A 9,209-nucleotide genomic window follows, 5' to 3' on the forward strand; every position below is an offset into this window, starting at 1 on the left:
TGAGTAAGCCTGTCAATGTTTTTTTCCCAGTCAGATTGAGCCAATTCATAAAACTTTTTAGGATCATCATTATATTTCTGTTCGTCAATAGCATAGGTAAATTCAAATCCAAATCCATCTTCCTGATTTTTATGATTTTGCTCTGCTGACCTGTTGGTGGTGAGGAAGTATTGCATTTTAACAGCATTGCAGTAAATGTTAAAATCAAAGCGATCTCCATTTCCCATCATAAAATCAATCTTTTTAGTGCCAAATTCAAAACTGTACAGATCAAATGGAATCTGTTGTTTGGTTTCCCATGAAAATATTCCGTTTTTGACGGCTGCACTTCCGATTTTTTTATGAAAATCTTTGGAGAAAATTTTCACGGAATCTATTTTCAGATCTGTATTCAGCTTTCCTGTAATGACAATTCCTTCTCCTTCACTTTTATAGGGTTTAGGTTTTTGTAAAATATAAAATGTAGCAGCTAAGATGAGGATAAAAGCTGTTGAAACGGTAATTTGTTTTTTATTTTTTAAAAAAGCAGTTTTGAAACTTTTCCCTCTATACCAAAAATAACCTATTATAAAAAATATGATAGCCCAGAATATACTTAAATACTCACTGTAGCTAATAAATTGACTCAGACTCCTGATATTAGGGGACTTACCCAATATATACAAATAATTATAAGGACAATAAGGAAATGCCTGTTTTTGAACTAAAGAAAACATATTGACAATAAGCCCGAGAATTCCTATAAGAAAAGCCCAGATAAACCCGGGAAAAGCGACGGATATGCACAGTTGAAGTGCAGCAATTCCCAATACGGCAATACATGACCTGATCAATGTTTTTAAAAACCATACTGTATCGAAGGTCAACAATTTTACTTCACTGGGATGAATATAATAATCTAACAGAGAAAACAGGATAGAAGACCCTAAGTAGGAGATAATACATAAAAAACTTAGGACCAAAACAACCAAATATTTTGAAAAATAGAGTTGAAATTTACTGATGGGTTGCGTTTCCATCAGTTGCCATCCATTATTTTTATGATCGATTTGTGCAATTCTGTTCGCTGCAATAACGATATAAAGCAAAAGGAAAAATAAGGTAAATGCTTTGAAGTTTTCTGTTATGGCACTCTCAAAAACAGAATAAGGAAGCTCTTCCGGAGTAATAAAAACAGGATTGAATATTTGGAAAATAAAACCCAAAAGTGGAATTAAAATTCCTAATGCCACAGCTAGGTATACCAGCCCTAATCCTTTTATTTTTAGCCATTCTGTACTGACTAATGTGTTTAATTTTTTCATTCGTGTTGGTTTTAGTTTTTAGTAATTTCCATGAACCAGTCTTCCAAACCTGCACTGTTTTTGATCTCAAAAATTTCAGCATCTTTAAGGACTAGTATTTTGGTGAGTTGAATAATGTCTCCCCTGGACTGAACGGTTACTTCAATGGAATATTCATCAACGATTTTTGCAGCATAATCTTCGGGAATGTATTGTAGAAAGGCAGATGGATTATTTAATCCTATCCTTATACGGTTATGGCGATAATGGGAATTCAATTCTTCTACACTTCCTGAAAACTTGATGGAACCATTGGAAATGATGGCCAGATGGGTGACCATTTTTTCAATTTCCTGTAATAAGTGGCTTGAAATAAAGATGGTAATTCCCTGTTCTTTATTAAGCTTTAGCAATAATTCACGGATTTCAAGCATTCCGTTGGGATCAAGACCATTCACAGGTTCGTCGAGAATTAAAAGTTCAGGTGATCCCAAAAGAGTCATGGCAATAGCAAGTCTTTGTTTCATCCCGAGGGAATACTTTTTCATTTTCATTTGTCTGCTCTCCCAAAGGTCTACCAGATGCAAAACCCTTTCGCATTCCGAATCGGGTAGACCCCTTAACCTGGAAAGAATAGTCAGATTATCCCAGCCCGACAGATGGTCATAAAAAGCCGGACTGTCAATAAGACTTCCTATCTTTTGAAACCCATCGGGATAAAGTTCTTTAAGATTTTTACTGAAAATTTCAATGGCACTGTTTTCGTCAGGAAGGCTTCCTAACATGACTTTCATAGTCGTCGATTTACCGGCTCCGTTGGCTCCGAGGAATCCAAAAACGCTTCCTTTAGGCACTGCAAGACTTACATTCTTAAGAATGAGTTTATCTTGAGTGAATCCGTAATTTAGATTTTGAATACTGATTAAGTTTTCCATATATCCTTGTGTTGATGGGTGTTAAAAAAAAGAAGAAGACCTTCTGTGTTTTACAAAAGGTCTCCTATAAGTATGAGATATAATCTATTTTGTTACAGTAGGCTTGTATCCGGATTGATTAAAGAGAGTAGTAGCATCGATCTTCAGAAAATCTGTTAATTTCGTTTCAGGTTTTTCTTTCAGATAGGCTTTACAAATTTGCCATCCGGTGAAAATTCCAATTTGAGGAGAAGATTCATTATCAATTTCTGTATAAAATTTAGAAAAAGGTCCCGGAGCAATAAAGCGCTCTCCTAATCTTGGATCATCTCCAAAGATAAGATTGCTTTCTACAAAATAATTCCAGATGTTAGCTTCATTGGCTTTTGCCCATTCGTATTGTTTTTGAGTATAATTTATTTTTAAATAATCAGGGAAATCCGGTAAAAACGCATCCTGTAAAATCATAACTTTTCCATTGAGAATGATCTGATCAATAAACTTTTGATGATCAGGTGATTCCGTAACAATATTTTCGGCAAAATTTCTTGAAACCTTCGGAACAATATTTTGTGGATTCATCGATTTCTGGAAATAGAGTTCCAATCCTTTGTAGTGAGCATTGCCATCTCCCATGAAACCGGAAATATCTATAAACAAAAGATTTCCCTTTTCATCATAAAGAATCGGATCCTGAGCCATCTGTAATGCTGATGAGAAGAGGAATACTTTCGGATTTTTAAATTGCGGGAAATAATATTTAATATGTGAAAATAAACTTTCCAATTCTTTCTGAAGCTTTACCTGGTCTATTTTTCCAACCGCTTCCTGATAGATTTTTATTTCCTCTGCATCATTTCTTCTCTTCTCAAAATCTGTATCGGAAACACTACCCTGGAACCACGGAAACAGGCTTTTAAATTGGCTTAAAGGAATACTCTGATTGTAAAATTCTTTGGAAATATCCGTTATTACAACTTTTTCAACAGAATCTTTTATTTCTACTTTCCACTGGTTTTCAGGTTCTTTTTTACAGGAATCCAATCCTAAAACTAAAATAGAAGAAAGCGCAATAAATCTAAAAATCTTCATTATTTTTACATGGAATTTAAGTTTACAAAAGTAATAATTAAAAGGACAACTCATGATGAAAATTAAAATATTTACAGCCCTCAGCCTTATTTCAGGATTTTCTTTTTTCTATAGTCAAAAGATTGATTTTAAAGATAAAAACTTTGAAAAAGCAGTACTCGAAAACTTTGATGCTAACAAGAATGGAACATTAGAACAAGCCGAAATGGGATTGGTTACCAATCTGTTTTTAACTCAAAAAGGAATTACTTCAACAGATGATCTGCGTTTGTTCAAAAATGTAAAAATGATTATTCTGGATGATAATGCCATTCCGGAGGTGTCCATCAGTAATTTGGACAAATTGGAACTATTTTCATGCACAGGGTGTAAAATTTCTTCATTCAAAGCAGAGAATTTAACCAGTTTGGCATCACTTTACCTTGATAATAATGTTTTGAGCATAATTTCCCTGAAAGCCACTCCGAGAATTGATCAATTAACGTTATCTTTAAATCAATTAAAAACTATTGATCTATCTCAGCTCAAAAACTTACGAAAATTAAATATTGAACATAATAAAATCCAAAAAATCGACATCTCAGGAAATCCGGTCTTACAAACCCTGAACGTAGGAGGAAATAAAATGAAGGAAACCGACATCAAAAAAGGGACGAAAACGGATGTCACCATTTTTGGAACTGAAGAATAAATTCATAATATGATACTGGAAACAGAAAGACTCATTTTAAGACCATTTGAAGATACTGATTTTGAACGTATGTTTCTTATGGACTCTGATCCTGAAGTAATGAAATACCTTGGTAAACCTGTGACGAATGTTGAAGAATCAAAAGAAGCAATTAGGATGATTCAGAAACAATATAAAGAAAATGGAGTGGGAAGACTGGCCGTCATTGAAAAAGAAAGCGGATTGATGATAGGATGGAGCGGTTTGAAATTATTGAAACAACCTATCAATGGACATGTTAATACCTTAGATCTAGGTTACCGTTTTATCCCCGAATTTTGGGGTAAAGGCTATGCAATGGAAACGGCAAAAGTCTCTCTAGCTTATGGTTTTAATGAGCTGGGAGCAAATACTATTTATGCTTATGCAGATTCCGGAAATACTGGATCCAATTATATTTTAACAAAATTAGGTTTTGAAAATACAGGTGAATTTGAAGATTCGGGGGTAAAGTGTTTCTGGTATGAACTACAACGTGAAAAATATATTTACATCCAATGATCACAATACGGCAAGAAGAAGAGAAAGACTATTCCAAAGTTTTTCAGCTTACAGAGGAAGCGTTTAAAAATGTGGAACACAGCGACCATCAGGAGCAATTTCTGGTTGAGAAACTAAGACATTCTGAAGCTTTCATTCCTGAACTATCATTAGTAGCAGAAGATGAGAATGGTGAAATTGCCGGGCATATTTTGTTCACAAAAATAAAAATAGTAAACAATTCCGAGGTTTATGAGTCACTTGCGCTAGCTCCTGTTTCCGTAAAACCTGAATTTCAAAATCAAGGTATTGGAGGACAACTTATCAGAGAAGGACATCGTATCGCGAAAGATTTAAGTTACCATTCTGTGATTCTCATTGGACATGAAAAATATTATCCGAAGTTTGGTTACGAAAAAACAAGTAATTTTGGGATTTCATTTCCATTTGAAATTCCGGAAGAAAACGGGATGGCCATAGAACTGGTAAAAGACGGATTGAAAAATACAAAAGGTGTAGTCAAATACCCGAAAGAATTTGGAATAGACTAAAAAAATAAAGATATAGAATGCAGACACAAAAAGTGATAGATCATATCGTAGCATGGTTGAAAGATTACGCTACAAAAGCTAAAGTAAATGGATATGTAATTGGAGTTTCAGGAGGAGTAGATTCCGGAGTGGTTTCTACCCTGGCTGCCATGACAGGATTAAAAACATTATTGATCGAAATGCCGATTCGTCAAAAAGCTGACCAGGTAGACCGAGCGAAGGAACATATGAACGATCTGAAATCAAAATTCCCAAATGTGGAGATTATGTCCGTAGATTTAACGCCTGCTTTTGAGGAGTTGTATAAAACTTTTGATGTAAAAGATGATTTATATCCGAACGAGAAGCTTGCTTTTGCCAATACAAGATCCCGTTTAAGAATGCTTACCCTTTATTATTATGGCCAGCTAAACGGACTTTTAGTGTGTGGGACAGGAAATAAGGTTGAAGATTTCGGAATCGGGTTTTATACTAAATATGGAGACGGAGGCGTAGATGTTTCTCCTATCGCAGATCTCTATAAAACAGAAGTGTATGCTCTTGCGAAAGGTTTGAACCTGATTAAAAGTATTCAGGAAGCCATTCCTACAGACGGACTTTGGGATGTAGACAGAACTGATGAACAACAAATTGGAGCTACTTATCCTGAACTGGAAAAAATACAGAAAGAATACGGGACTAAAGCTGCTGAAGATTACGAAGGAAGAGATAAAGAAGTCTTTTTAATCTTCGACAGAATGCACAAAGCAGCAAAACACAAAATGGACCCTATTCCAATTTGCGATATTCCGGAAGAGTGGAGAGATTAAATAAATTGTTGTTACAATAATAAACTGATTATTATGAACAGTAAAACAAGAGCCGTACTTTTTATGTGCCTGGGACTTCTTTTCGGGATGTCCATCATGTATGTTTATAAGAATTTTATTGCCGACAAACAGAATCATTCCGATACAGTAAAAACAGAAAATGTAAACTATGGAAGTTCATCTATAGCTGGAAATACAACGGATCAGAGTTCAATTGAAAAATTAACGGAAGAGAAAATAGTCATTGATTATGTAAAACAAAACCATAGGTTGCCGGATTATTATATCACAAAAAGTGAAGCAAGAAGGCAGGGATGGAACCCTTCAAAAGGTAATCTTTGTGAGGCAGTTCCAGGAAAGGCTATTGGTGGAGATAAATTTGGAAACAGGGAAGGAAGATTACCTGATGGTGAAAAGTATTTTGAAGCTGATGTTAATTACCATTGCGGCAGTAGACAGGCAGATCGAATTATTTTTACTAAAAACGGGGATGTTTACCTTACCAAAAACCATTATAAAAGTTTTGACAAACAATAAGTCATTGCGAGGAGCGAAGCGACGAAGCAATCTCTAAAAAATGTTGAGAATAATGAACCCCGGTTTTATTTACATAATGACGAATAAATAACTATAATTAAGGTTGTTATTTAGCTATTCTGTTCTGTCATTCTGAATACAGACTGAAGATCTGCGAACGTAGTTCAGAAGTGAAATGAAGAATCTAAACTATATATGAGATTCTTCCTTTGTCAGAATGACAATAGTGTAAAATTTTAAATAATGACCATACTTAAATAATAATAGAAGAAATATGAAGACAATATATATAGATTTTACAGAAATAGGCGATTATGAAGATTTTTACACCCAATTAAAGGAGAAAATTCAACTTCCTGAACATTTTGGTGATAATCTTGATGCGCTTTTTGATACCATTACAGGAGACTTGGAAATGCCACTCCATATTGAATTCGTAAATATGACAGTTGATCAACTTGAAATTTTTGAAGATCTGCTGACAACGCTGGAAGATGCTGAAGAGGAGGTAGAAGATTTTAGTTTTAGCTATTATCTGGAGCAATACGAAGACGATGAAGACGAGACTGAAAGTTAATCCGTAATGTAAAAAAATAAAGAGGTTATTTTAGAAATAGAATAACCTTTTTTAATTCGGGATTTGTTGGAAAAAAGGAAGGACTCCGAGAATTTTAGAGCCTCTTTAAAATTTATAATCAATTTATTTGAACCATTAAGATAAATTAAGTTGTTAAGGTTAATTAAGAAAAAAATCAAAGATTTTTTATAAGCAAAATGCCTTAAAGCGAAGTTCAAGCTTAATATTCTAAAAATCTTAAGAACCTTAATGGTAAAGCTTATTTGTAATAAAAAGTAACAAATTGATTCAAAAAATAAAATGTTGTATTTCCCGCAGATCACAGATGACCAGATGTTTGTGTAAAAACTTGGAAAACCTGCTTGATTTACTAGAAAATTATAATTGCCACTAATACGCTAATAAAAGATTCGTGTATTAGTGGCAATTATAATAAACTTTGTATCTTAATTCGTTTTTCTCTCCTTACAAAAACGTTGAATCAAAATAGAAAGGCAACAGATCTTTCACAGCATGTACCTTCACAACTTCTTCATTCATGCTTGAAAAATAAAGGTCAATGTTTTCGTTCTGTTTGGTTTCGTATTCTATTAAACTCTGGCGGCATGCTCCGCAAGGTGGAATCGGAGAATTGTTCTCATGGAATTCTTTAGGTCCTCCCACCACGAAGATTTTTTTTACTTTCACATCCGGAAAGTTGGCTGCTACCCAAAAAAGCGTTGTTCTTTCAGCACAAAGCCCCGAAGGAAAAGCTGCATTCTCCTGATTATTTCCGGAATAAATTTCTCCATTTTCTAATAATACGGAGCATCCTACCAAAAATTGAGAATATGGTGCATAAGCCTTCTCACGAGCTTCTTTGGCTCTTTCAAATAAAGTATTTTCTATATCGCTCAGCTCACTGCTATTTTTAAAATATTCGTAACTGATCTGTATGTCTTTTTTCATATATTGTAGACTAAAAAAGGGGGGTAAAATTAGTTCTTTTTAATGAAGTGAGCAATATTTTATTTTCCTGATAAATAAGTTTAAAATTTTAAAAGATAAAATGCTGTATACACCAATAAAATTCAGAAATGTAGAGCTGAAAAATCGCTGGGTAATGTCTCCTATGTGTATGTACTCTTGTGAAAACGGATTGGCTAATGACTTCCATTTTGTGCATTACGGAAGCAGAGCACAGGGAGGAACAGGTTTAATTATGGTAGAAGCTACAGGTATAGAGCCAAGGGGAAGAATTACCAATCATTGTATGGGAATCTGGAATGATGAACAAACCGAAAAGTTGCAGAGGATTGTAAATTTTGTTCATCAAAATTCAGAAAGTAAAATAGGAATTCAGTTGGCTCATGCAGGAAGAAAAGGCTCAACGTGGAATAATCTTCAAATTCCTATTGAAGAGGGTTGGGAAACAATTGCTCCAAGTTCTATTCCTTATCATCCGACGGAAAGAATTCCACATGCATTGACTAACGATGAGGTAAAAGAACAGGTTCAAAATTTTAAAAAAGCAGCCGGAAGAGCAGTGAAAGCCGGTTTTGATATTATCGAAATTCATGGAGCACACGGATATCTCATCCATCAGTTTTTATCGCCACTATCTAATATCAGAACAGATGAATATGGCGGAAGTTTTGAAAACAGAATCCGTTTTCTGATTGAAATTGTAGATGCTGTAAATGAAGAACTCAATGAGAATACGTCACTTTTTGTACGTATTTCCGGGACAGAATATGCTGAAAATGGTTGGGATATTGAAAGCAGTGTGGCATTGGCTAAAGTTTTAAAAGAACATGCCGTAGACTTGGTAGATGTTTCAAGCGGTGGAAATATCCATGGAGCTAAAATCCCTGTTTTTGATGGATATCAGGTTCCCTTCTCTTCTCAAGTGAGAAATGAAGCTTCTATTAAAACGGGAGCAGTTGGACTTATTACCAAAATAAATCAGGCAGAAGAAATTTTGCAAAATGGTGATGCTGATCTGATTTTCGTAGCAAGAGAAATCCTGAGGAATCCTTATATTGTGGTTCAGGGATCATTCGAAATGAAAGAAGATTGTTTCTTCCCGCATCAATATACCAGAGCAAAAATCTCTTCATAAATTAGTAACGATTATAATCCTCCAAAAATGAATATCGAAGACTTTATGCTGACCTGCCCCAGTAAAAAATTTCTGGGAGTGGAATGTTTTGGCTGTGGTGCTCAAAGAGCCATAGTCTTGGTCTTTGAAGGGAGG

At 34.6% G+C, this 9,209-nt stretch carries 12 protein-coding genes; 8 read left to right on the plus strand and 4 right to left on the minus strand.

Translation table 11 applies throughout. The features are described from left to right. From CW752_RS10750 to CW752_RS10760, 3 genes are all read right to left on the minus strand, one after another. Positions 1-1,304, minus strand: a 1,304-nt coding sequence (locus CW752_RS10750) for an ABC transporter permease (RefSeq protein ID WP_185117614.1), incomplete at its 3' end; no start/stop codon positions are given. 11 nt (positions 1,305-1,315) lie between these two features. Continuing rightward, positions 1,316-2,218, minus strand: a complete 903-nt coding sequence (locus CW752_RS10755) for an ABC transporter ATP-binding protein (protein ID WP_101239715.1) — start codon at positions 2,216-2,218, stop codon at positions 1,316-1,318. Positions 2,219-2,302: 84 nt separating this feature from the next. After that, positions 2,303-3,289: a gliding motility protein GldB gene (locus CW752_RS10760; RefSeq protein ID WP_101239716.1), complete on the minus strand. Its 987-nt coding sequence runs from the start codon at positions 3,287-3,289 to the stop codon at positions 2,303-2,305. A 52-nt stretch (positions 3,290-3,341) separates the two neighbouring features. Between CW752_RS10760 and CW752_RS10765 the strand changes: the two genes are divergently transcribed. The 6 genes from CW752_RS10765 to CW752_RS10790 all read left to right on the plus strand — a co-directional run bounded on the left by CW752_RS10765 (position 3,342) and on the right by CW752_RS10790 (position 6,973). Beyond that, the gene (locus tag CW752_RS10765) at positions 3,342-3,980 is read left to right on the plus strand and encodes a leucine-rich repeat domain-containing protein (RefSeq protein WP_101239717.1); all 639 of its coding nucleotides are present in this window, start codon (positions 3,342-3,344) and stop codon (positions 3,978-3,980) included. Positions 3,981-3,989: 9 nt separating this feature from the next. Further along, complete coding sequence (locus tag CW752_RS10770; protein WP_101239718.1) at positions 3,990-4,520, plus strand: GNAT family N-acetyltransferase; 531 nt, start codon at positions 3,990-3,992, stop codon at positions 4,518-4,520. Beyond that, the gene (locus CW752_RS10775) at positions 4,517-5,050 is read left to right on the plus strand and encodes a GNAT family N-acetyltransferase (RefSeq protein WP_185117615.1); all 534 of its coding nucleotides are present in this window, start codon (positions 4,517-4,519) and stop codon (positions 5,048-5,050) included. The genes CW752_RS10770 and CW752_RS10775 overlap by 4 nt, the downstream gene beginning before the upstream one ends. Before the next feature lie 17 nt (positions 5,051-5,067). Then, positions 5,068-5,859 carry an NAD(+) synthase gene (nadE, locus tag CW752_RS10780; RefSeq protein ID WP_101239719.1) on the plus strand — a complete coding sequence of 264 codons (792 nt, stop codon included), beginning with the start codon at positions 5,068-5,070 and terminating at the stop codon, positions 5,857-5,859. A gap of 33 nt (positions 5,860-5,892) precedes the next feature. After that, on the plus strand, positions 5,893-6,396 hold the full coding sequence (locus CW752_RS10785; RefSeq protein WP_101239720.1) for a ribonuclease domain-containing protein: 504 nt from the start codon (positions 5,893-5,895) through the stop codon (positions 6,394-6,396). A gap of 274 nt (positions 6,397-6,670) precedes the next feature. Then, on the plus strand, positions 6,671-6,973 hold the full coding sequence (locus tag CW752_RS10790) for a barstar family protein (RefSeq protein WP_101239721.1): 303 nt from the start codon (positions 6,671-6,673) through the stop codon (positions 6,971-6,973). Between the two features lie 465 nt (positions 6,974-7,438). Here CW752_RS10790 and CW752_RS10800 read toward each other — a convergent pair whose 3' ends face one another. Beyond that, positions 7,439-7,921: a cytidine deaminase gene (locus CW752_RS10800; protein ID WP_101239723.1), complete on the minus strand. Its 483-nt coding sequence runs from the start codon at positions 7,919-7,921 to the stop codon at positions 7,439-7,441. 100 nt (positions 7,922-8,021) lie between these two features. Here CW752_RS10800 and namA point away from each other — a divergent pair, with 100 nt between their 5' ends. Then, entirely contained in the window at positions 8,022-9,074 is a 1,053-nt protein-coding gene (gene namA / locus CW752_RS10805) for an NADPH dehydrogenase NamA (protein ID WP_101239724.1), read from the plus strand. A 45-nt stretch (positions 9,075-9,119) separates the two neighbouring features. After that, a partial coding sequence (locus CW752_RS10810; protein WP_410493642.1) for a DUF2752 domain-containing protein occupies positions 9,120-9,209 on the plus strand: 90 nt, incomplete at its 3' end.

The sequence above is a fragment of the Chryseobacterium sp. PMSZPI genome (genome assembly GCF_002835665.1).
In the GTDB taxonomy this organism is placed as follows: Bacteria; Bacteroidota; Bacteroidia; order Flavobacteriales; family Weeksellaceae; genus Chryseobacterium.

Bases quoted from the DNA above. Each gene is read 5' to 3' on its own strand.
- CW752_RS10755 (WP_101239715.1), bottom strand. From the start codon at position 2,218: ATGGAAAACTTAATCAGTATTCAAAATCTAAATTACGGATTCACTCAA.
- CW752_RS10760 (WP_101239716.1), bottom strand. From the start codon at position 3,289: ATGAAGATTTTTAGATTTATTGCGCTTTCTTCTATTTTAGTTTTAGGA.
- CW752_RS10765 (WP_101239717.1), top strand. From the start codon at position 3,342: ATGATGAAAATTAAAATATTTACAGCCCTCAGCCTTATTTCAGGATTT.
- CW752_RS10770 (WP_101239718.1), top strand. From the start codon at position 3,990: ATGATACTGGAAACAGAAAGACTCATTTTAAGACCATTTGAAGATACT.
- CW752_RS10775 (WP_185117615.1), top strand. From the start codon at position 4,517: ATGATCACAATACGGCAAGAAGAAGAGAAAGACTATTCCAAAGTTTTT.
- nadE (WP_101239719.1), top strand. From the start codon at position 5,068: ATGCAGACACAAAAAGTGATAGATCATATCGTAGCATGGTTGAAAGAT.
- CW752_RS10785 (WP_101239720.1), top strand. From the start codon at position 5,893: ATGAACAGTAAAACAAGAGCCGTACTTTTTATGTGCCTGGGACTTCTT.
- CW752_RS10790 (WP_101239721.1), top strand. From the start codon at position 6,671: ATGAAGACAATATATATAGATTTTACAGAAATAGGCGATTATGAAGAT.
- CW752_RS10800 (WP_101239723.1), bottom strand. From the start codon at position 7,921: ATGAAAAAAGACATACAGATCAGTTACGAATATTTTAAAAATAGCAGT.
- namA (WP_101239724.1), top strand. From the start codon at position 8,022: ATGCTGTATACACCAATAAAATTCAGAAATGTAGAGCTGAAAAATCGC.